This window comes from Oxalobacter aliiformigenes (genome assembly GCF_027116575.1).
Classification (GTDB): Bacteria; Pseudomonadota; Gammaproteobacteria; order Burkholderiales; family Burkholderiaceae_D; genus Oxalobacter; species Oxalobacter aliiformigenes.
The window spans coordinates 1715336-1738732 of the sequence record NZ_CP098252.1 but is presented as its reverse complement, the minus strand read 5'-3'; the positions used below and the strand labels follow the sequence as shown (position 1 = coordinate 1738732).

Sequence of the window (23397 nt, the reverse complement as noted above, 5' to 3'; positions counted from 1 at the left end):
CGGTCTTTATAAAGTAGGGTATCAAGAGAGAAGAAGAACGTTTTTACTTTTCAGCGGGGGATATCCGGTTAATGATCCATAGGAGGATGATGCCCAGCAATAAAACCGCGACACCAATCCAGGCAGCATTTATTCCTCCTAAAGACTGGTCATAAACATAAGACAGGCTAGACCATAACATATAGAAGCATGTCAGACAAAAAACAAGCGGCAGTATAGGATAAAAAGGGACTTTGAATGGTCTTGGAATATGGGGGTCGCGATTGCGGAGAACAAAAAGAGAGAGACCCGCCAACAGGAAAAACAGCCAGAAAACCGGTGCGGTAAATTCAACCATGGATTTGAAGCCGCCTCCAATTAAAGTACCCAGTACGACAAGAAAAAGAGATGCAATGCATTGTATTCGCAAGGCATTGACTGGGGTATTGCGGGTCATGTCCCATGTACCGAGCCGATGCAGAACAGGCCAGTCTTTACCCATGGCATAGCTTGTGCGGGCGCCGACGATGATGGTGGCATTGATGGACGTTAAAGCGGAAATCGCGATCATCAGGGAAATGATTTTCTTGGCTGCCTCACCGAATGTCATGTACATCAGGTCTGCCGCGATTGTCCGGGATGAGGTCATGCCAGGAAATCCCAGTCCCTCCCAGTAGGCCCACGTTACCAGAAGATAAAGCGATGTGATGATGGCAATCGAGAAAACAAGAGCTTTTACCATATCGCGATGACCGTTTTTCAATTCGGCACTGATATAGGCTGCTTCATTCCAGCCGCCGAAGGTGAGCAGAACGAAGACCATTGCCAGACCGAAGTTGGATGAAACGGGGAGAGAGGCGGGAACCGGAGAGTACGGGGAAGTATTCGTTCCTGACAGATGAAGGTAAACGGCAGTCCCGATAATCATGAAAAGACAGAGGATCTGGAGTCCGGTAAACAGGGATTGGGTCACCATACCGGTCCGGATATTTCTCAGATTAAGCCAGGACAGAATCAGGATAATCGAGATGGCATAGATGAAAGGGCCGGAATCTGTATCAAAAAAATCAAGTGGCCAGATACGGTTCATATAGTCACCGAAAACAAATCCCAGCAATGCGATGGAACCGGTCGTAATGACGGAAAGTCGGGCCCATCCGAACAGAAAGGATACCGGTCTGCCATAAGCGCGCTGCAGGAAATGGTAGTCTCCACCTGCATGAGGATAGGTGGATGCAAGCTCCGCATAACAGAGTGCACCGATCAGGGAAATGATTCCTCCCAGAATCCATGATCCGAACATGGCAATGGTGTTGCCGGTCATATGGGCTACAACGGCAGGTGTTTTGAAAATACCTGCCCCTATAACCAGTCCGACGATCAGGGTTACGGCTTCATGCAAACGAAGAATCCGGCGAGGTGTATCGTGTCCGGTTTCAGATATGGCAACGGGTTTGTTTTTGATGGATGGCATTTCTGCAATTTCCGAGGGTGATCACGGTTTCTTATTCTAGAGAAACATGACGTATTCAAAAAGTATTCGTCGTGTTTAATTCCCTTATGATCGTTTCCGTGTTTCTTTATTGACGCAAAGACGAAGTGTCCTCTCTGGCGATATCCGGTTGTTTCAGCAAAGTCCGGACAGTATGAATCAAGGTTTGTTTTATCCGGTATTTTCTGAAGGTGTGACTTCTTTAGGTTCCGTTTTTTGTGACATATCAGCATTCATGTTTGCGAGCATCATTAGGCTTGAAATGAGGTTCAAGGAGCGGTCGTTAAACGGAAAACTGTCCGGAAACGGCATTTTCATGATTGATACGTTACAGAAGAAAGAAGGTGCGATATGGAAAAAATCAGTTTGCCGAAAGAACTGGCGATCAAAATGGTTAAAGGAAGCGGGAAAAGAGTGATCGCTCTTTTTGCGGATCCGAATTGTCATTATTGCCAGCAGTTCGAACAGAATCTGGAAGATGTGAACGATATTACTGTTTATGTTTTCCCTTACAATATTCTGTCAGTCGATTCCGTGTATCTGTCACATGCTATCTGGTGTTCTGCTGATCCGGCACAGGCATGGGAGGGATGGATGCTGAGAAGAGAGCAACCCGGCAGAGTGCCTGCCGGGTGTCTGTTTCCCAATGAAAAGATTCTGGAACTGGGGGCGGAATTGCAAGTCAGAGCAACGCCAACCATTTATTTTGCAGATGGTTCGCGTGTCGAAGGTTCCATTTCCGCTCGGAGAGTCGAAGAAAAACTGGCGTCGATTCAGTCCGGATAGTGTTTGAAAAAAACGGATGAAACTGTCCGGTTTACAGGGGGACGAAATGAGATGTGGAAACCCTTATTGATTCCGAATATTTCGGTTGTGATATAGCCGGATTCGTCGGAAGCGAGAAATAGATAAATATCTACCAGTTCGGCCGGTTGGCCAGCTCATTTCCTTAATGTATTTTTTCCGGATTCGGGAATCTGCTCAGGAAAGTGACCACCGCAGATTTGCAAGGGAATCCATATCGGATCGGAAACGACGGAATTGATCCCGGATCCTTTTGAAGATAAGCTGATCGGCCAGCAGCAAGGCAGTTTTGATGGTCCGGAAAAGTGGAATTACGTTGATAATGACGATATCCTGAAGCGGTTCATCCGGTATTTCACTGGTTTTCGCTTTTGCGATCTGCATACCTGAATCAGAACGAGGATATCAAGTCCGCCAAGTTTTCCTGCAGCTGTTTTTGTCATATCGCCGAATGCTGTTTGTCACGCAGATCACGGGATTCAAAATGGCTTTCCGACCCGTTTCTTCAATCAGTTTTCTGATGTCCTGTGCGTTTTTTTGTTTTTCTGGTGCATAGCTGATGGCGGCATCCAGTTCCTTCGAGGGCACAGGAAATGGCAGTGGCACGTCCGATTACCGGATCACCGCCTGTTGCCAGGGTTTTTCTGTATCTGAGGTGCCCATTGCCGATATAATTTATTTCTCCACAGTCGGGGACAGGTCTCATGTTTTTCTGTAAACCGGGACAAGTCTGTTTTTGAACAGGGAATGGGTTATGGTAACAGATTGTGAGTGGATCCGGTAATTTCGTCGTTTGTCATATTCTCGATCCTTATTCGGAAACAAGCCCGGACAACGAATAAGATCCGGAAAAGTATTCCCGGTACCTTCTGCCGTTCAAATCGGGCTTTTTGTGCAAAATCATGATGATGACCGTTAAAAAGCCGTGCATTGCACGGCTTGGAAACAGTACGGATTCAATCAGCGATGGGCGTATGTCTGACAGTTGGCTTTGCTGTTGTTGTAGGCGACGACTACTTCATCTGCCATGCATTCATAGTCATCGTTGAATTTGCAGTCGGCAACCTTGCAGGCTCCGACGCCGGAAGTGCGTCCTGTGGATTTGGCATGACTGGATGGATCTGGGACGGCGAAAAAAGTATCGCAACCCGGAACTTCGTTATCCCCGATAGTGATGGCACGTGCATGGCATCCGGAGTTTTTGTTGAAACCGCAGGATTGTGCCGAACATTCTTTGACCTCCGGCATGATGATTTGAATATGTTTCATGATGATCTCCCGAATATTGGTTGAATGTTGATCGTTGGTCAGTCATCTTTCCGGAGTGGTCTCAATGCCAGACCCCATGAGATAACCTGTTCCAGCATAGTATTGACAGTTTTTTCATGGCGAGGGTTCGGTCTGAAAACAGTCAGTTTTTCGAAGTCCTCGAAAAGAGAAAGCATGACTTGTGCACGAACGTCTGCAATCATCAGGGCACCCATCAGAATACGGAGTTCTTCCACAGCTCTGACCGCTCCCATCGTTCCGTAGCCGACAAACCCGGCGGATTTATTGTTCCATTCGTGAAACAGATAGTCAATGGCGTTTTTCAGTGCGGCCGGAGGCGCATGATTGTATTCCGGCGTAACAAAGACGAAACCGTCGAAAGAAATGATTTTCTCGGACCACTTTCGGGTATGTGCCTGTGTATATTGTCCTGTGGAAGCGGGCTGGGGTTCGTCCAGTAACGGCAGATTGTAATCCCGGATATCGACCAGTTCCACTTCAGTATCCTTGCGTTGTCTTGCGATTTCATAAATCCATTTCGCGACAGCTTCGCCATTGCGGCCCGGGCGGGTACTTCCGATGATGATAGCTAGTCTGAACATAATGTGCCTTTCTTTCCGCATATGTGGAAAATTCCGTTTATCGTCATGACCACGCCAGATTATGCTTTTTGTGAAAATACTTTTTCGGTTTTCGCAAATAAAGGGAAATTTATCTGATAATAGGTGGCAGTCAAACGGATTGGACCGTTTCGATTTTTGAGGGAGATTCAATATGCAGGATAACTGGATGCCATTTTGTCGCAGGATAACGTTAAGTCTGATCATCGCTTCTTTTGGTCTGGGTTCTTTTGCTGTGGCGAAAGACAGGGTTCAAACGCAGACAGTGGCGGAAGCGGTTGCAAGTCCGGCTTCTGAGGCACAGACATCCCCGGTGGTGATGGAAACGGCAACAGCGGAAGAAACCGCCGTGCCGCAGATTCCGGCCATGGCCGGAGCACAGGTTCCCGGTTATTACAGAACGATGGTGGGGCAGTTCGAGGTAACAGCGCTTTTCGACGGAACGCTGGATTTTCATCCCGAGTTGCTGAAAAACATGGACCGACAGGCCATTGACAGTGCATTGTCGCATCATTACGGGAGAACGACAGGAATACAGACGGCGATCAATGCCTATCTGATACATACGGGTGATCATCTTGTTCTGATTGATGCCGGTGCAGGCAAATTTTTCAGTGAAGACCGGCAGGGGCGCATTGTCGAAAATCTGAGAGCTGCCGGATATCAGCCGGAACAGGTCGATACGGTTATCATGACGCATCTGCATGGCGATCATACCGGGGGATTGAGTGACAAGGAAGGCATTCAGGTTTTTCCGAATGCCACGGTTTATGCCAACAGAATCGAAAATGAATACTGGTTGTCCGAACAGCAGGCTGCCGCTGCCCCGGTTGAGCGTCAGGTTTTCTTCAGAATGGCCCGTGAGTCGGCCGTTCCCTATTTGAGCGCGGAAAAATGGAAGCCGGTTGAAGCGGGAGAGGAGGTCGTGCCCGGTATCAGGGCAGTGGCTGCTTATGGCCATACTCCCGGTCATACCGCTTTTGAAGTGACATCGGATGGACAGTCGTTACTGGTCTGGGGCGATATCGTTCACAGCCATGTCATCCAGTTCAGCCATCCCGAGGTGGCTATTGAATATGATTCCGAAACGTCCCAGGCAGTCAGAACACGGCAGAATCTTCTAAAGGAAGTCTCCGCGAAAAGGGAACGGGTCGCCGGTATGCATTTGCCTTTTCCGGGACTTGGATACGTTGTTGCGGAAGAAAACGGCAAATACAGCTGGGTTCCTCTGGAATATGCAGAATGAATCAGATACCTGTCTGCCTGAATCGGATTCTGGCAGACAGGAAACGGCAGCCGGCTAGCCCTGGACAATCGATTTCCTGAATCGGCCGAGGGCGATGAAGAAGAAAACCATTCCGATAATAGCGATAGCCAGAAATTCCGGCCAGACGATACTGAATCCGGCACCCCGGTAAAGAATGGATTGGGCGAGCCGGACGAAATAGGTGGTCGGAGCCAGTTTCATGACGTTCTGGACCCAGATCGGCATACTTTCCTGGGGAGTCGAGCCGCCGGACAGCATTTGCAGCGGTATGATGGTCAAAAAGATCAAAAGGCCCAGTTGCGGCATGGAACGGGCAAGTGTTCCCAGAAAGATACCGATGGAAGCTGCCGAAAACAGGTAAACGGCCGCAGCAGCGATAAAGAGAGCGATCGAGCCGGCGATCGGCACTTGAAGAACGATCTTGATAATGAATATCAGGGCGAAGGACGCTGCGATCAGAACGGCCAGTCCGTTCGCCCAGATTTTCGATATCATGATTTCTGTGGGGCCCAGTGGCATGGCGAGCAGGTGTTCGAGTGTGCCGTGTTCCCGTTCGCGGATATACGCGGCCCCGACCAGAATGATCGTCAGCATGTTGATGTTGTTGATGACTTCCATGACGCCGCCGAACCAGAAACCAGTCATGTTCGGATTGAACCGGACATGGGTGACCAGCTGGATCGGCTGTGTAGACGTTTGGGCCGACCGGTTGAAGTATTCGTTGACTTCATTGTTGAAGATGGTTTCTATGTAACTGGAACCGATGAAGGCCTGGCTCATGACCGTGGCGTCGATATTCAGCTGGACATTCGGTTTTCGGCCAGCTTGCAGATCTCTCTGGAAACTGGGCGGGATGATGATGGAAAAAGAATAATCTCCCTTGTCGAGAGCTTCATTGGCCTGGTTCAGTTCAATAAGATCAGGTTTTTTGAAATAAGGTTTCGTCAGGGCATTGGCCAGTCTTTGGGATATCTGGGAGTGGTCCAGGTCAACGATGGCGACCGGCGCATTATGGATTTCCTGTGAAACACCCTTGGATGCACTGTAAATACCGGCGGTAAAAGCCCAGATAATCAGAAACAGCAAGACTTTATCGGCCCAGAGACTATTCAGTTCCTTGACACCCAGACGGTAGATGTTGCTGAGATGGATTCTGAACGTGGACATTTATTTCTCCTGTTTGGGCAAAAACAGCCAGGCGATGAACGTCAGTGCCGGGATGAAGGCTGCCAAAGCGAAAAGCGGTCCGATCAGGTTGGCAAATTGCAAGGCTTTGGTAAACACTCCCCGGCTCAGAATGATGAAATGGGATGCCGGGAAAAATTTTCCGATCCAGTAAGCGGCTCCTTCCAGCGATCCGATCGGATCTTTCAGTCCGGAAAACTGGGTGGTCGGCAGCATGGTCAGAATGGCTGTACCGAACAGAGCCGAGATTTGGGTATTGGTGAAAGATGAAATGACGAGTCCGAGACCGGTTGTCGCCGTGACATACAGCAATGCGCCCAATGTTAAGGCCAGAAAACTGCCTTTGATCGGTACCTTGAAAAACCAGGAAGCACTGCCGACCATCAAAAAATAACTGATCATGGACAATACGATATAGGGCAACTGTTTCCCGACCAGAAATTCCAGTTTGGTTACCGGCGTTACGTAAAGGTTGGTGATGGATCCCAGTTCTTTTTCGCGCACGATTCCCAGCGCCATGAGAACGGCCGGTATGAGCATCAGCAGCAGGGGAATGATGGCGGGTACCATGGCATAGATACTTTTGAAGTCCTGATTGTAGCGATAGCGCTTTTCAAGGCTGGCGACAGCCTGTTGTTCCGTTCCGTTTGTTTCCCTGTTCAGCTGTTCCAGATATTTTGCATGCAAACCGCGGATATATCCGAGAATGGTTTCTCCCCGGTAGGGCATGGCACCGTCAATCCACGCCGCGATTTCGGGGTTTCTGCCCTGTTCGAGGTCCCGCCCGAAATTGGGTGGAATTTCGATCGCGACGCTGATTTTTCCGCTTTCCATGCGTTTTTCCAGATCCGCGCTGTTTTTCAGTGGCGCCTGCTCAAGAAAATATCGTGATCCGGCAATATTGTGAATGTAATCGCGGGACTGGGGGGACTGATCATAATCGAGGACAGCAAATTTCAGGTCTTCGACGTCCATGGATATCCCGCCACCTAGTACGAAAAACAGCAAAAGACTGCCTAAAAGCGCGAAGCCGAGCCGGATGGGATCCCGTCTCAATTCCAGTGTTTCCCGCGCTGCATAGGCAAAAAGCCGTCGGAGACTGAAAAACGATGATTCTTCGTGCGGTTTTTCCGGTTCGATTTCGATATTTTCGTCAAACGACGTTTTTTCATTGCCGGTCGCTTCTACCAGATAGTCGATAAAAGCTTCTTCAAGAGTATTGGCCTGTCTGCTTTTTTTCAGTTCGTCAGGTGTTCCGCTGGCGAGCACCTTTCCAGCATCCATTAACGAAATACGGTCGCAGCGTTCCGCCTCGTTCATGAAGTGGGTGGAAATGAAAATAGTGACATTCTGTTCACGCGACATCTCGACGAGAAGGCGCCAGAAATCGTCCCGGGCGACCGGATCGACGCCGGATGTCGGTTCGTCCAGAATCAGCAGTTTCGGATTATGGACAACGGCAACGGCAAGTGACAGGCGCTGCCGGATACCAAGGGGCAGTTCAGCCGCTGCCGAGTTGAGATACGGTTGCAGGCCGAAACGGTCGACCAGACTTTGTATACGGGGCTTGATCTGGTCTGCCGGCAAGTGGAAAAGCCGGGCATGCAAATCCAGATTCTGCATGACCGTCAATTCGCCGTATAGCGAAAAGGACTGGGACATGTAACCCACATCCTTGCGACTTTCCGTATTTTTCGCATCGACCGGCTTGCCGAATGTTTCGGCGGTTCCTGAAGTCGGGGGAAGCAGCCCGGTCAGCATTTTCATGGTAGTGGTTTTGCCGCAACCGTTGGAACCGAGAAAGCCGAAAATTTCGCCTTGGGAGATTTTGAAACTGACGTGGTCGACAGCAACGAAATCACCGAATTTCTGGGTTAGTCCGTCAGCTTCGATGGCCCAGACCTGATCCTTGTTCTCTTTCAGGGGAGGAATGACCAGTTCTTCATAGTTCTGGCGCCGTTCTTCGGGAAGAAACTGGATGAAAGCCTGTTCCAGAGAGGACTTGCCGGCCTGTTGCATCATTTCCTGTGCCGTACCGGTTGCAATGACCTTGCCGCCGTACATGGCGGCCAGCCAGTCGAACTGTTCCGCTTCTTCCATATAGGCCGTTGCAACCAGTACGCTCATTTGCGGCCGGCGCTTCCGGATGGAATCGATCAGTTCCCAGAACTGGCGGCGGGAGAGTGGATCGACACCGGTTGTCGGTTCGTCCAGAATCAGCAGATCGGGATCGTGCACGAGTGAACAGCACAAGCCGAGTTTCTGTTTCATTCCGCCGGACAGTTTGCCGGCAGGACGATCCTTGAATGGAAAGAGGCCTGTAGCCCGGGTCAGTTCGTCAATACGCCTTTGACGTTCTTCATGATCCTGCCCGAAAAGCCGGGCGAAAAAGTCGATGTTTTCAGCAACGGAAAGGGTGGGGTACAGGTTTTTGCCCAGCCCCTGCGGCATGTAGGCAACACGGGGCAACAAGGCGTTCCGGATTCTGGTATCGCTGATATCTTCGCCAAGAACTTCAATGTGGCCTTGCTGGATTTTCCGGGCACATGAGATCAGGGCCAGCAGGGACGATTTGCCGACACCGTCCGGACCGATCAGGCCCACCATGCAACCGCCCGGAATCTCCAGCGATACGTCATCAAGTGCCGTAACGTCTTTGTAGTGGAGAGAGACTCCCTCGAGTTTCGCTGCGATGAGCGTACTCATGTCACTTTACCTGCAGGTTGGCGGGCCAGACGGCATCCGGATTCGTTTTGACCCAGCCGATACCGGGCATGCCGGGTTTTGCGATATTGGCATTTCGCGAGAGCCAGTCCTTGTCGACTTTCAGTTTGACACGGAACATGAATTTTTCACGTTCATCACGTGTTTCGACTTCTTTCGGAGTGAACTGGTTGCGTGGAGACACATATGTTACCGTACAGGGGATCGGCTGGTCAGGCAGGGCATCCAGAACGATCCGCGCTTCGCTTCCCAGTTCGACGCTGCCGGCTTCGTTATTGGAAAGGTAGATATACATATAGACGTCGTTCAGATCCAGAATCGAAAAGACCCTGCCACCGGGTGAAAGCACTTCTCCCGGTTCGGCCAGGCGATAAAGGATACGTCCGTCTACCGGGGATCTCAATGTCAAATCGTCCAGATTGCTCTGAAGGGAAGCAACCCGTGCCACCGCTTCTGCAATGCTGGCATCTGCCTGTGAGACACGGTTGCGGGCACTCGCCAGGCTGGCATTGGCTGTTCTCATCGAGCTGACGTCCTTGTCCAGCTGGGCTGCCGATATGAACCCTTTCTTGATCAGTTCCTGGGTCCGCTTCAGGGTAACACCGGCCAGTTGCTGCTGGCTTTGCGCACTCTTGACGTCTTCACGGGCGGCTTTTGCCGTTTCTTTGGCCTGTTCGACTGCCGCTTCTGCTGCGCGGATGTCGGCTTTGAGCTGGGCGTCATCAAGCTGGGCGGCGACCTCACCGGCTTTCAGGTCGGCTCCCTCGCGGAAGTACACTTCGATCAGTTTGCCCTGTACCTTGGTGGAAACGGCTGTTTCCGTCGCTTCCAGCCGGCCATTGCCGTAAGCAAGGCCGGCGGGGGTACCGGCCGGTTTCAGAAAATACCATGCAATTGCGGCGGCAATGATGACGAGTACCAGAATGATGATCAGTTTTTTGTTACGTAAAATGGCCGACATTATCTAGCTCCTTGCAAGGGACGGCAGAATGAAAACAGGCTCTACTTCACAATGTAACAGATTATAGCGAGTTATGTCGCCCGGAAACATTTCAATTTGTAAGGCGTCTTTTATCCGGATATGGAACGGTTGTCATGCATTCTGTTAATATGATTGCCGGTTTTCGCCAAAGCAGTTTAAAACATTAAACTGGCTGACGAAAATTCTTGTTGATAATTTTGAAAACTCTTCCTATTTTTTTGAACGATTTGGCTCGAAATCCACAAATGGAACTGGTATGTCCGGCAGGAAGCCTTCCCGCGCTGAAACAGGCGGTCGATCATGGTGCCGATTGTGTTTATCTCGGTTTCAGGGATGCAACGAATGCCCGCAATTTCGTCGGACTGAACTTTGATGAAAAGAATTTGCAGGAAGGTATTTCCTATGCCCACAGGCAGGGAAGAAAAGTCTTGCTGGCCTTGAATACTTATCCGGTTCCCGGTTCATGGGATATCTGGAAAGGTGCCGTGGACCGGGCGGCCCGTTATGGTGTGGATGCCATGATTGTGGCTGATCCGGGGCTGATGCGATATGCGTGCGATCACCATCCCGATTTGCGCTTGCATCTGTCGGTACAGGGGTCGGCAACCAATTACGATGCGATCAATTTCTATGCACGTCACTTTCGTATTGCCAGAGTCGTGTTGCCGCGTGTTCTTTCGATTGAACAGGTTGAATTGGTGGTCAAAAATACAGATGTCGAAATCGAGGTGTTCGGATTCGGCAGTCTGTGTGTCATGGTGGAGGGACGATGTGCCCTGTCTTCCTATGTGACGGGTGAGGCACCGAACAATAGCGGTGTCTGTTCGCCTGCCAAGGCGGTTCGTTGGGTGCCGACATCTGAAGGACTGGAGTCGAGACTGAACGGTGTTCTGATCGATCGGTATACGGACAATGAAAAGGCCAGTTATCCGACGATATGCAAAGGGCGTTATGAAATCGGGGGAGAAAATTATTACGCGATTGAGGAACCGGCCAGTCTGAATACGCTGGAATTGCTGCCGCGGCTGAAAGAAATGGGGGTTGCCGCGATCAAGATCGAGGGGCGTCAGCGAAGCCCTGCCTATACGGCAGCGACAACCCGTGTCTGGCGTGAGGCGCTGGACAGTTGTCTTGGCGACACGGCGTCCTACCGGGTCAGGCCGGAATGGATTGAAGCGCTGGGACGATTGTCCGAAGGCCAGCAACAAACGCTGGGTGCCTATTATCGCTCCTGGAAATAACACGGCATGAAAGGATGAACACTTTGAGACTGGCTCTGGGTCCTGTTCAGTATTACTGGCCTAAAGACAAACTTGTCACGTTTTATCGGGAAGTAGCCGATATGCCGGTAGATATCGTCTATCTGGGAGAAACGGTTTGCGCGCGCCGGCATGAATTGCGTGAAGATGACTGGTTGTCGATAGCTTCCGATCTCGCCAGCACGGGAAAAGAAGTTGTCTTGTCGACACAGGTTCTTCTCGAGTCGGGAGCTCATTTGCAGGCCATGCATCGGATAGCCGGAAACGGTCTTCACCTTGTCGAAGCCAACGATATGGGGGCTGTCGGTCAGATGGAAGGCAAAAGTCCGTTTGTAGCCGGTCCTCACCTGAATTTATACAATCCGGATGCCTTGCGGTTCATGGCATCTCTGGGCGCTTTCAGGTGGGTTATGCCACTGGAAATGAGTTGCGGAAGTCTGGGGAAAATGATGGAATCGTTGCCGGAGAACATGCAGACCGAAGTATTCGTTTACGGACGGTTGCCGCTGGCGTTTTCCGCCCGGTGTTTTACGGCACGTTATCATAATCTGCAAAAAGATTCATGCGGATTCAAATGTCTGGATTATCCCGACGGACTGAAGGTGCACACACGTGAAGAGCAGTCTTTCCTGGTTTTCAACGGGATACAGACCCAATCTGCAAAAGTCTATAATCTCATTCTCGAAATACCGCTGTTGCAGAAGATGAAAGTCGATGTGTTGAGAATTTCGCCACAGTCGGAACATACCGGCGAAATCGTCCGGCTTTTCCATGAGGTGATGGGTACGGGATTGCCAGCAACAGAAGGATTGCAAAGGATGGGAAATTTCATGCCGGAACAGTCATGTAACGGTTATTGGCATGGCAAACCCGGCATGGAATGGTACTGAATATCAATGAACGAACAGAAAAACGAAACAAACCGTTACAGCATTCCCGAACCGGTCGGGAAGTTGATGACTTTTTTGCCGTCATGGCCCGGCTCGCTGCTTTTCGTTTCGGCACTGAATGCCGTTCTGAAACCCCGTTTGCCGGCAGACGTCGGGGAAGCTATCGCAGGTAAACAGTTGCGTCTGACCATGACGGATGCACATCTTGATTTCAATTTTGTCTGGACAAAGGGCGGATTTGTTGCCGGATGGGGAAACGTCGAACCGGATTTGACGATTTCCGCCAGTGTCTATGATTTTTATTTGCTCTCGAAGCGTGAAGAAGATCCGGATACCCTTTTTTTCAGCCGGCGTCTTGTTATGGAAGGGGATACCGAGTTGGGGTTATTGCTGAAAAACACGCTGGATGCCATGGAACTGAATGTTTTCGAATTGATGAAAACCCTGCCGGTCAAAAAAATCCTTTCGCTGATACCGGGTTATAAAAAAGAAGAAGCCTGAATTTTGCCAGTCCGGTATCTTTCTTTTTTCTGTTCCAAACGCAAGGAATATTGATTTCGATCATATGTTGGTCCACAGCATGACCTGATTGGACAACATTTCCTTTCGGGATGTGCCTATTGTAATGCTATCTCTTGTTCTTGCAGGCGGGATATGCATCTGGGTTTTGTTATCAAGAAGACGTTGACGCTTCTGGCGCTGGTCGATCCGTTCATGGCCATTCCATTGTTCGTTTGCGCAACGGCCGGGCTCGATGTCCGGTTCCGGGACAAATACAGTCGCCAGCTTGGCATCACTGTGGCCCTGTCGCTTTTGATTGGCGGACTGTTCGGATTGCATCTGCTCGATTTCATGGGGGTTTCGCTGGCATCGATCCAGATAGGGGGTGGAGCCATCATGTTCATTGTGTCGCTGGCCATGGTCGTTGCCAAGGAAGAAACCATAAAATATACGCCGCGTGAATCGGAAGAAGCGGCGGCGGGCCCATCCATCGTTCCGCTGGGGATTCCCTTACTGGCAGGGCCGGCAGCTCTTTCTTATGTCATGGCAACCTCACAGATAACCCGGCCGGAAGATTTGTTGTCTGTTATTCTGCCGCCGGTTGCTGTCGGGATCGTTACCTGGCTGTGTTTCCGGTTTGTCGGGCGGGGAGGACGTATTCTCACTCCTTCGGCACTGAAGGTCATCGAACGGCTGGCAGGTTTTCTGTTGACAGCGATTTCCGTGGAAATGATGGTATCCGGATTCCGGCATGTTTTTCCGGGACTGTCCACTTGAGCGGGCAGGCGGGCTTATTATGAGAATTTCGTCCTGAATCCGGGTTGTCTGGTGAAAAAAAAAGCATGTCTGTCAAGACATGCTTTTCGCTGGCAGTCTGGATGGTTCAGAAAAAGCTTTTTCCGGGTTTATGGCCTTCCATGACATAGTCCCAACCGAATTTGATGGCATCCCTGTTTTTTTCCCAGGACTGTTCGGAATCGCGATTGTAAAGTTCCCAGGCCGCATGGGCGGATGGTTCGACCTGTTCCCATGGGCGGTTCAGATGTTTCTTTTCATTTTCAGCCAGCTGCGCACCGTACTGATATGCAGGTTCGCAGTCATTGTATTCGCCGCCTGAAGAAAGATAACGGATTCTCCAGTGGTTCTTGAAAGCGACTTCACTGAAATTGTCTCCGGCAGAGGAGGCGGAACGGGTTGTTTCATCGTGTTTTTCTTCCGAATCGTCCTTGCCAAACATCTCTTTTACAGAATCGCCAGCCTTTTTCAGAACTTCGGAAGTTTTGTCCACGGCTTTTTCCATGGCACTGGAAGTGGCATCTGCGGCATCCTTGACCGTTTCCTTTGTTTTATCCGCCGCGCTTTTTATGGAATTTGTTGTTTTATCCGTTGCACTGGCGACTGAATTTTTCACATTTTCAGTTGCCTGACTGACTTTTTTGGTGAAATCGGACGAGCTGTTTCGGGTGTCGTTCATATCCATTTGGTTCCCCTGTGATTGGTCGTGTTTGAAAATAAGAACACCGGTTCCCACAACGTCAAACGCATCATTTTCCTTGCTTTTGTCGAATCCCGGCTCCGGAAATGCTGAAATATCGCTTGTTCCGAGTGTTTCGAAATGATTCATTGTTTTGGCCGCTTCACGGGCTTTTTCATATGAATCCGTATCGACGGAAACAACGACATGGCCTTCTTTCAAAGCCTTTGTATAAAATCCGGTTTTTTCCAGAATACCGTCCACACCGATTATGGACCGGTAGAAATCGCCGAGATCGCCTTTAAGATCCACAAGGAGATTGCTTTCGCCGATGCGGTCGTATTTCTCGACCTGTCCGGCATCGTCTTCAGAACTGATATAGATCTGGTCGAGAGCAAATCCGTCTTCCAGCAATTCGTTGACTGCTGCATGGGCGACTTCATCATTTCTGTAAACCGCGACGACTTTGTTTTGCATGATCAGGTTCCTTGAAATAGTATCCGTGTTGACTATGTCATTCTGATTGAACCGGTTCTCTCAAGTTCCGGATTATTCATTCAAGCAGCAAATTTCCAGCCATACATTGATATTTGTGATAAATACCGGATCCCTGCCGGTACTTGTGAAGAGAAGCAAAAATCATTGCAAAAGATGGAAAAATCAGTGAATTCAGGCGATGTTATCCGGTCGAAGTTTTTATTTGGGGAGAACAGGATGATGAGCGAAATGGAGTATCGCAAGGGAAATTACATTGCCAGAGTCGCAGTTATCGAGTGGGGCAAACAGTTGTATAAGGGACTGGTTCTGCTCAGGCAGCATGGTGAGGAGCAAATCGAACAGTTCTGTGTGCCAGTCGATAGCGATAATGCAGACGATGCACTGGATGAAGCCCGTGCGTTGGCCCATAAAATACTGGATGAAAAAGTGATTTACGGACAGCAGCAAAGAACGGAATGACGACGCTATTTTTTGGCGGTCAGAGACCGGATGGTCGATTTGATCTGGGCGACTCGTGCGTCCAGATTCGGCATTTTTGCGGTGATTCTCAATTTTTCCGGTCCGTTTAGCCGAATGTTTTTGTTTTTCTGAATCAGTTCGATAATACGTATGGCATCAATGGGAGGATTCGGCAGGAATTGCATGACGGCAGCTTCCGTGTGGGCGTCGATTTTGACGATACCGACCGTTTTGGCGAGCAGACGGAGCCGGTGGGTTTCGACAAGAGCCTGTGCCGCTTCCGGCAGTTTTCCGAATCGGTCAATCAGCTCTTCCTGCAAGTCATTGACCTGTTCGGGTGTTTCGCAGTTGGCGAAGCGTTTATACAGGGACAAACGTTCATTCACACCGGGACAATAGTCGGCCGGTAACAGAGCGGGTGTGTGAAGATTGATTTCCGTTGTCGTTGTGAAAGGCGCGTCATAATCGGGTTCCTCGCCTTTTTTCATGGCACGTACCGCTTCTTTCAGCATGTCGGAGTACATCTGGAAACCGATTTCGACCATTTCTCCGGATTGTTCTTCTCCAAGTACCTCGCCGGCTCCCCGGATTTCGAGATCATGCATGGCCAGAAAGAAACCGCTGCCCAGTTCTTCCATTTGCCGGATGGCTTCCAGCCGGCGTTGTGCCTGTTTTGAAAGTGTCTGTATGTCGTTGACGAGCAGATAGGCATAGGCCTGATGGTGGGAACGTCCGATACGGCCACGCAACTGGTGCAATTGCGCCAGTCCGAACTTGTCGGCACGATGCATGACCATGGTATTGGCGTTTGGAACGTCGATACCGGTTTCGATGATCGTGGTGCACAACAGAATGTTGTACCGGTGTGCCACGAAGTCCCGCATGACCTTTTCCAGTTCCCGTTCATGCATCTGGCCATGCGCAACACCGATACGGGCTTCGGGCAGCAGATTTTCCAGCATGATGCGGCGGTTCTCGATCGTTTCCACTTCATTGTGCAGGAAGTAAACCTGTCCTCCGCGTTTGAGTTCGCGCAGACAGGCTTCACGTATGACCGAATCGTTTTCGGACCGGACAAAAGTCTTGATGGCCAGCCGTTTCTGGGGAGCGGTGGCGATGATCGAGAAGCTGCGCAAACCATCCAGTGCCATACCGAGTGTTCGTGGAATCGGTGTGGCTGTGAGAGTCAGAACATCCACTTCGGCACGGATGGTTTTCAGGGCTTCTTTCTGCCGGACACCGAAGCGGTGTTCCTCATCGATGATAACCAGTCCGAGGCGTTTGAACGATACGTCTTTTGACAGGAGCTTGTGGGTACCGATAACGATGTCGACCGAACCGTCTTCCAGTCCCTGGACGGTCTGGTTCACCTGTTTCTGTGTACGGAAGCGGGAAAGTTCGGATATACGGACCGGCCAGTCGGCGAAACGGTCCCTGAATGTCTGGGCATGCTGTTCGGCCAGCAAGGTAGTGGGAGCCAGAAGGGCAACCTGTTTTCCGCCCATGACGGCAATGAAAGCGGCTCGCAGCGCCACTTCGGTTTTGCCGAAACCGACGTCACCACATATCAGTCTGTCCATCGGTTTGTCCGATGTCATATCTTCCATGACGGCAGCAATCGCCGCGGCCTGATCGGGGGTTTCCTCGAATCCGAAGCTGTCGGCAAAGGCTTCATAGTCGTTTTTCGTCAATGGAAAAGCGAATCCTTTTCGCATGGAACGCCGTGCGTACAAATCCAGCAGTTCCGCGGCAGTATCATGAATTTTCTGTGCGGCTTTCTGGCGGGCTTTTTCCCACTGGCCCGATCCGAGCGTGTGCAAAGGCGCGTCTTCAGGCGAAGTACCGGCGTAACGCGAAATCACATGCAGCTGGGAAACCGGAACGTACAGTTTGGCGTCATGTGCATATTGCAAATGCAGGAATTCCGTTTCGCCTTCTCCGAGATCGACGGTTGCCAGACCGCGGTAACGACCGATACCGTGATGGGCATGCACAACCGGATCGCCGATTTTCAGTTCGGAAAGATCGCGGACAATGGATTCGATGTGGAAATTCGCGTCGGTTTTCCTGCGGGCGGTCCGTCGTCCCGAGTTCGCATACAGTTCCGTTTCCGTGACAAAGGCAAGATCACCGAAAACATAGCCGAGCGCAAAACCTTTCTGGAGCGGGGCAACGCAGAACATGACCGTTTCCGTATGCGTGATGAAATCGGCGAATCCTGTGCAGGCCGTAACCTTGAGATCGTATTCATTGAAAAGCTGCTGCATCGTTTCGCGGCGCCCTGGCGATTCGGCACAGATCAATACACGTTTTCCTGCACGTTCGATGTAGCTTCTGAGACTGGCAAGCGGATCATCGGCACGGCGGTTCACGGTAACATCGGGAATCGGAGCGGACAGTTCGGATGGGGCGTCGTCAGAAGTGATGACCCACCGGCCGAAAGGTTGCGCCAGAACGAAAAAGTCCTCGCTGCTTAAAAACAGTTTTTCCGGGGGCAGCAGCGGTCGTTCCCGGTCGGATTTGAGGAAATTATACCGTGACTGCGTATCGGCCCAGAATCGCTGGAAGGTTTCGCTGGTATTGCCGATGAGTGCGAAAATGGCGTTTTCGGGAAGATAGTGGAAAAGTGTGGCCGTTTCCTCGAAGAAAAGCGGCAGGTAATATTCGATACCGGCCGAGGCGATACCACTGGCGATATCACGATAAATGACTGAAAGAGTCGGATCGCCTTCGAATACTTCACGCCATCGGCTCCTGAAAAAAGCCCGCGATTGCTCGTCCATTGGAAATTCCCTGCCGGGCAACATGCGGATTTCCCTGACCGGATAGAGCGAACGCTGGGTGTCAGCGTCGAACGTGCGGATGGTTTCGATCGTATCCCCGAAGAGATCGATGCGGTAAGGCAGGTTCGATCCCATGGGAAAAAGATCGATCAGTCCGCCACGGACGGAATATTCGCCGGGTGACATGACTTGCGAGACATGATTGTATCCGGCAATGGTCAATTGCGCTCTCAGCTTTTCTTCATCGAGGGTTTCTCCCTGTTTGAAAAAGAACGTGTGGGCAGCCAGAAAGGAAGGCGGTGCGATACGCAACAGGGCGGTGGATGCCGGAACGATGAGAACATCGCAACGTCCGTTGTGTACTTCGTAGAGGGTCGCCAGCCGTTGGGAAACGAGATCCTGATGAGGGGAAAAGGAATCGTATGGCAGGGTTTCCCAGTCGGGAAGAAGATGGCAGCGTAGCGGCTCGTCCGTTTCACTGTCGAACCAGGGAATTTCTTCAAGGAGACGCCGGGCATCCGAGGCATTGGCAACAATGGTGACCAGCATTTGCTGTCGTGATTTCAGTTCATGCGCGGCTTTTGCAAGTACAAGCGCGTCTGCCGAACCATGCAGGGGCGGCAAGGCGAAACGTTGTCCGGGACGGGGAAGAAATTTCTTGAGATCGAAGGGCATCAATACAAAAAAGACGATATCGGCAAAGCGCCAATTCGTCCTGTTCCAGATTACAATACCAAAATCAAATATGACATTATAAACGATGATGGCTTTTTGCTGCCAATTGTTTCCTGCGTTGATGGATTTCTCATGACCATGTCGCTGAATACCGGGGATACGGTACCACGTTTTTTTGCCCTCATTCCGGCGGCCGGAGTTGGTTCGCGTATGAAGACCTCCTGTCCGAAGCAGTATCTGGAACTGCTCGGCAAGCCGGTTTTGTGGCATTGTGTGGAAGCGTTTCTTGCATGTGAAGAAATCGGGCGTGTCTGCGTCGTCGTCAGCCCGACGGATATCTGGCTGGACCGGATACGGGCTTTACATCCTCTCCGGGATGACGGGCGTGTCTGCTTTTTGCGGTGCGGCGGCATGACCCGCCGGGAGACGGTTCTTAATGGACTGGATGCCATGTGTCATGAGTGGGCACCGGATGACAGGGTGCTTGTACACGATGCGGCACGTCCGGGGCTGACACCGGAGCTGATCCGGCGGCTGGTTGATACGGTTGCGGTCAGCCCTGATGGAGGCATTCTGGCCTTGCCTGTTGCCGATACCGTCAAAAGACGGAAAGATGACCGGGTGGAAACAATATCCCGTGAAGGCCTTTGGCTGGCACAGACTCCCCAAATGTTTCCCTGTGCCCTTTTGCGGGAAGCGCTTGCGAAATATGAACAGGTAACTGATGAGGCAGGAGCGGTGGAGGCGATGGGAATGAATCCGCTGCTGGTGGAGGGACATCTGTGCAATACCAAAATTACCCGTCCTTCCGATCTGGCGCTTGTCGAAATGTTGATGAAAGCAGGGAAGGGCAGATGATTGCCGAAAGAAACGATATGAATGATTTTCCGTTCAGAATAGGGCAGGGATACGATTGCCATGCACTGGTACCCGGTCGCAAGCTGATTATAGGTGGCGTCCTTATTCCGCATTCGACCGGGTTGCAGGGGCATTCCGATGCGGATGTCCTGTTGCATGCCGTGACCGATGCCTTGCTGGGTGGTGCGGGATTGGGCGATATCGGCAGGCATTTTCCGGATTCGGATGAGCGGTTTGCCGGTGCCGACTCGCGGGTATTGCTTGCAGAAGCCATGAAGCGGGTTGCATGGGAGGGGTATGTCGTCGGCAATGTCGATGCGACGATTATTGCCCAGGCACCCAGAATGGCTCCCCATATCGATGCCATGAAAAGCCATCTGGCTGCCGATCTGGGGGTCGATGTTTCACAGGTCAATATCAAGGCGAAAACCAATGAAAAGCTCGGTTTTCTGGGCAGAAAAAGAGGGAATCGCGGCAGAAGCTGTCGTCCTGCTTTACCGGAGTGCCGGTTGGTTTGGCAAGGCGTGTCGGTCAAACGAGTGAGCGGAAAAGCGGTTTCAGCCGTTTTTTTATCCGGAAATATCTGTATGAAAACCGGCCGGTGTCAGTTTTCGAAAACGTCCGCTCCTTTGGGGACGACAAACCGGAATGTTCCGGCATTGACGGGCGGGTTTTTCGTGAATTTCGTGAATTTGATCAGTGTCAGCTGACCGAGTGAGTCGTACAGTTCCATGGCTTGCGGAAGCCCGTCTTTCATGCCGATATTGATTTTTTCGAAAGGAGTGTCTTTCGTTTTCGGAACGACTTCAACCCATTCATAGCCATTATGGGCGCCGATATTTTTTAGCGAAAAACTTTTCTCGAGATTATTGCTTCCGAAAAGAATGGCGGCGGGACTGGAACCGAGAGCGTCACCCAGTTTTTTGATGGTGACCTGATTCAGGTCCTTGTCGTACATGTACAGCCGGGTACCGTCTGCCTGCAATACCTGTTCATAAGGTTTGCTGTAAGTCCAGATGAATTTGCCCGGACGCGAAAAAAGAAACGTTCCGGAAGTCGTGTTGGTGAAGCGGATTTTTTCTCCGGTTTTGACCTGGGCCTGGCTGAACTCTCCTCTGGCTGAGCGTGCATTTGTCGAGAAGTTTTTCAACTGGTCCAGTGCGGTTGCCTGCGCAAGAAAGGGGGTGGCAGCCAACAGCAATGTACAGACGGTTTTAAAGAGACAGGATCGCATGATGTTTTCAATGGTTATTCGGTAATGGTTTGACCCCGATGGTTTGCACAGGTTCTGAAATGTCAATCTTTATTGCCGGCAGGTACCAGAATTTCACGATTGCCATTGCTTTGCATGGGGGAGACGAGCCCGCTTTTTTCCATTTGTTCAAGAAGACGGGCCGCCCGGTTGTATCCAATGCGCAAATGGCGCTGGACAAGAGAGATGGATGCGCGCCGGTTTTTCAGGACAACGGCTACAGCCTGATCGTAAAGCGCGTCTGCCTCGCCATCTGTCGAATGTTCCCCACCGATACCGGCGGCATCGTCTTCTGCCGTACCGCCTTCCAGTATTCCTTCGATATAGTTGGCTTCTCCGTGCTCCTTCAGGAATGACACGACACGATGGACTTCGTCGTCCGAAACAAATGCACCGTGAACGCGGTTCGGGAAACCTGTGCCCGGCGGCAGATACAACATGTCGCCCAGCCCGAGTAACGTCTCTGCTCCCATCTGGTCCAGAATGGTTCGGGAGTCGATTTTGCTGCTGACCTGAAATGCGATGCGGGTCGGAATATTGGCCTTGATCAGTCCGGTAATGACATCCACGGAAGGACGTTGTGTGGCCAGAATCAGATGTATGCCGGCCGCCCGGGCTTTCTGGGCGATACGGGCGATCAGTTCTTCCACTTTCTTTCCGACGACCATCATCAAATCAGCGAACTCGTCGATGATAATGACGATCTGGGGCATTTTTTCAAGGGGTTCCGGTGCATCCGGAGTGATAGAGAAAGGATTCGGTATTTTTTCTTCTTTCTTTTCCGCCTCGGCAATACGGTTGTTGTACCCGGCCAGATTGCGGACACCCAGGTGCGACATGAGCTTGTAGCGTTTTTCCATTTCCGCCACGGCCCAGTTCAGTGCGTGTCCTGCCTGTCTCATGTCTGTCACGACAGGAGCGAGGAGATGGGGGATGCCTTCATAAATCGACAGCTCCAGCATTTTCGGATCGATCAGGATAAGCCTGACCTGGTTGGGATCAGCCTTGTAGAGCAAGGACAGGATGGTTGCATTGATGCCAACGGATTTGCCCGAACCGGTTGTTCCTGCAATCAGCAGATGAGGCATTCTGGCAAGATCGGCGACGACGGGATTGCCCGCGATATCCTTGCCCAGCGCAATGGTCAGGTTCGATGTCGCGTCGCTGTATACCTTGGAACTCAAGATTTCGGTCAGCCGGACGATTTGCCGTTTGGTATTCGGCAGTTCAAGCGCCATGTAGTTTTTGCCGGGAATCGTTTCGATAACCCGGATCGAAACCAGTGAAAGCGAACGGGCCAGATCACGGGCCAGATTGACGATGGTGCTGCCCTTGACACCGGTTGCCGGTTCGATTTCATAACGGGTGACAACCGGACCGGGATAGGCGGCCACAACCCGGACGCTGACACCGAAATCGGACAGTTTCTTTTCGATCAGACGGCTGGTGAATTCCAGTGTTTCCACACTGACCGTTTCCTGCTGGGCGCCCACGGCATCCAGCAGGGAAAGGGGGGAAGTTCGGAATCATGCAGATCGTTGAAAAGTACGACCTGTCTTTCCTTTTCGGCGCGTTCCGATTTCGGGACATCCGTGATTTGCGGTTCGATGCGCATGGGAGGGGCTTCAGTCGCTTTCGCTTTTTCTTCCTTGACGGTTTCTTCCCGTTTTACTGTCGCAACCTGTCCGATTTTGCGGTCTTCCCGAGTGGTATAAATCCGTTTACCGAGAAAGTAAATGCTTTCGATAAAGGCCCCGATGCGTTCGACAAGCTGAAGCCAGGACATCTGAAGAAAAAGGCTGAAACCCAGGGCACACAACAGGACGAGCAAAAGCGTGCCGCAGGTAAACCCGAAATAATGCTGAGTGGCCTTGCCGACAATTTCGCCGATGACACCCCCGGGAATACCGGGCAGCCGGGCTGTGGTGTTGTACATGCGTAGGTATTCAACGCCGGTACTGGAAACAAGCAAAATGATGAACCCGGCATTTTTGAGGATTTTGTCCCTAAGCCAGGACGGTTCAGGTTCTTCCTGAAGCAAAAGCAGTCGTGAAATCCGTCGGTAACCTGTCCAGATTGCCCGGACCATCCACAAAATGAGCCACCAGGCGGAAAGCCCGAATGTGAAAAAAAGAAGATCGGATATCCATGCGCCGATCCTGCCGCCGAGATTGGAAATGCTGGCAACCTGATTGGCATGCGACCAGCCGGGATCAGCCTTGTTAAAGGTCAGGAAAATCAGGAAAAAATAGATGGTTACGGCAATCAGCACAAACCACCATGCTTCCGTTATCAGGCGGGAAGAACGGCTTGGTGTGACAGGTTGGGAATCCTGTTTTTTTCTGTCATAGCTCGAAATGTTTTTGCTCATGAATCCGTAACGATAGAATCTTTCACTTCATGTATGCCCGGACAGTCTGTCCGTG

General features: G+C 51.1%; 17 protein-coding genes and 2 pseudogenes. 9 read left to right on the top strand and 10 right to left on the bottom strand.

Annotation, left to right across the window (positions count from 1 at the left end; all coding sequences use genetic code 11):
- Window positions 1-43 precede the first annotated feature (43 nt).
- Complete coding sequence (locus NB647_RS08080; protein ID WP_269264101.1) at window positions 44-1453, bottom strand: APC family permease; 1410 nt, start codon at window positions 1451-1453, stop codon at window positions 44-46.
- A gap of 369 nt (window positions 1454-1822) precedes the next feature.
- On the opposite strand from NB647_RS08080, the gene NB647_RS08075 reads away from it, so the two are divergent.
- On the top strand, window positions 1823-2257 hold the full coding sequence (locus NB647_RS08075; protein WP_269282878.1) for a DsbC family protein: 435 nt from the start codon (window positions 1823-1825) through the stop codon (window positions 2255-2257).
- A gap of 978 nt (window positions 2258-3235) precedes the next feature.
- Here NB647_RS08075 and NB647_RS08070 read toward each other — a convergent pair.
- Together NB647_RS08070 and NB647_RS08065 are read right to left on the bottom strand one after the other, a co-directional pair.
- Entirely contained in the window at window positions 3236-3544 is a 309-nt protein-coding gene (locus NB647_RS08070; protein ID WP_269264099.1) for a DUF1540 domain-containing protein, read from the bottom strand.
- A gap of 38 nt (window positions 3545-3582) precedes the next feature.
- On the bottom strand, window positions 3583-4146 hold the full coding sequence (locus NB647_RS08065) for an NADPH-dependent FMN reductase (protein WP_269264098.1): 564 nt from the start codon (window positions 4144-4146) through the stop codon (window positions 3583-3585).
- A gap of 172 nt (window positions 4147-4318) precedes the next feature.
- Between NB647_RS08065 and NB647_RS08060 the strand changes: the two genes are divergently transcribed.
- A complete protein-coding gene (locus NB647_RS08060; RefSeq protein ID WP_269282876.1) occupies window positions 4319-5410 on the top strand; it encodes an MBL fold metallo-hydrolase in 1092 nt (363 codons plus the stop codon).
- A 54-nt stretch (window positions 5411-5464) separates the two neighbouring features.
- Here the strand turns inward: NB647_RS08060 and NB647_RS08055 are convergent, their stop codons facing one another.
- From NB647_RS08055 to NB647_RS08045, 3 genes are read right to left on the bottom strand one after another with little or no spacing between them, the layout of a single operon-like run.
- Entirely contained in the window at window positions 5465-6598 is a 1134-nt protein-coding gene (locus NB647_RS08055) for an ABC transporter permease (RefSeq protein WP_269282874.1), read from the bottom strand.
- Window positions 6599-9322 (bottom strand): ribosome-associated ATPase/putative transporter RbbA, encoded by a 2724-nt coding sequence (gene rbbA / locus NB647_RS08050; protein WP_269282872.1) that lies wholly within the window; start codon window positions 9320-9322, stop codon window positions 6599-6601.
- A gap of 1 nt (window position 9323) precedes the next feature.
- Entirely contained in the window at window positions 9324-10301 is a 978-nt protein-coding gene (locus NB647_RS08045; protein WP_269281339.1) for an HlyD family secretion protein, read from the bottom strand.
- Between the two features lie 266 nt (window positions 10302-10567).
- Here NB647_RS08045 and ubiU point away from each other — a divergent pair, with 266 nt between their 5' ends.
- From ubiU to NB647_RS08025, 4 genes are all read left to right on the top strand, one after another.
- Window positions 10568-11563, top strand: coding sequence for a ubiquinone anaerobic biosynthesis protein UbiU (ubiU, locus tag NB647_RS08040; protein WP_269264093.1), 996 nt, complete (start codon window positions 10568-10570; stop codon window positions 11561-11563).
- A 23-nt stretch (window positions 11564-11586) separates the two neighbouring features.
- Window positions 11587-12471: a ubiquinone anaerobic biosynthesis protein UbiV gene (gene ubiV / locus NB647_RS08035; RefSeq protein ID WP_269284786.1), complete on the top strand. Its 885-nt coding sequence runs from the start codon at window positions 11587-11589 to the stop codon at window positions 12469-12471.
- Between the two features lie 6 nt (window positions 12472-12477).
- Complete coding sequence (gene ubiT / locus NB647_RS08030) at window positions 12478-12972, top strand: ubiquinone anaerobic biosynthesis accessory factor UbiT (protein WP_269264092.1); 495 nt, start codon at window positions 12478-12480, stop codon at window positions 12970-12972.
- 153 nt (window positions 12973-13125) lie between these two features.
- Window positions 13126-13749: a MarC family protein gene (locus NB647_RS08025; RefSeq protein ID WP_269264091.1), complete on the top strand. Its 624-nt coding sequence runs from the start codon at window positions 13126-13128 to the stop codon at window positions 13747-13749.
- Window positions 13750-13855: 106 nt separating this feature from the next.
- Here NB647_RS08025 and NB647_RS08020 read toward each other — a convergent pair whose 3' ends face one another.
- Entirely contained in the window at window positions 13856-14923 is a 1068-nt protein-coding gene (locus NB647_RS08020) for a hypothetical protein (protein WP_269282870.1), read from the bottom strand.
- Window positions 14924-15160: 237 nt separating this feature from the next.
- On the opposite strand from NB647_RS08020, the gene NB647_RS08015 reads away from it, so the two are divergent.
- Entirely contained in the window at window positions 15161-15403 is a 243-nt protein-coding gene (locus NB647_RS08015; protein ID WP_269264089.1) for a hypothetical protein, read from the top strand.
- A 5-nt stretch (window positions 15404-15408) separates the two neighbouring features.
- On the opposite strand, the gene mfd is transcribed toward NB647_RS08015, so the two are convergent.
- Window positions 15409-18861: a transcription-repair coupling factor gene (gene mfd / locus NB647_RS08010; RefSeq protein ID WP_269284783.1), complete on the bottom strand. Its 3453-nt coding sequence runs from the start codon at window positions 18859-18861 to the stop codon at window positions 15409-15411.
- A 210-nt stretch (window positions 18862-19071) separates the two neighbouring features.
- Here mfd and ispD point away from each other — a divergent pair, with 210 nt between their 5' ends.
- Window positions 19072-19719 (top strand): 2-C-methyl-D-erythritol 4-phosphate cytidylyltransferase, encoded by a 648-nt coding sequence (gene ispD / locus NB647_RS08005; protein ID WP_269282867.1) that lies wholly within the window; start codon window positions 19072-19074, stop codon window positions 19717-19719.
- Between the two features lie 17 nt (window positions 19720-19736).
- Window positions 19737-20262: pseudogene (gene ispF, locus NB647_RS08000) on the top strand (2-C-methyl-D-erythritol 2,4-cyclodiphosphate synthase).
- 61 nt (window positions 20263-20323) lie between these two features.
- On the opposite strand, the gene lolA reads toward ispF, so the two are convergent.
- The gene (gene lolA / locus NB647_RS07995) at window positions 20324-20953 is read right to left on the bottom strand and encodes an outer membrane lipoprotein chaperone LolA (protein ID WP_269282865.1); all 630 of its coding nucleotides are present in this window, start codon (window positions 20951-20953) and stop codon (window positions 20324-20326) included.
- A gap of 62 nt (window positions 20954-21015) precedes the next feature.
- A pseudogene (locus tag NB647_RS07990) lies at window positions 21016-23342 on the bottom strand (DNA translocase FtsK).
- Between the last annotated feature and the right edge of the window lie 55 nt (window positions 23343-23397).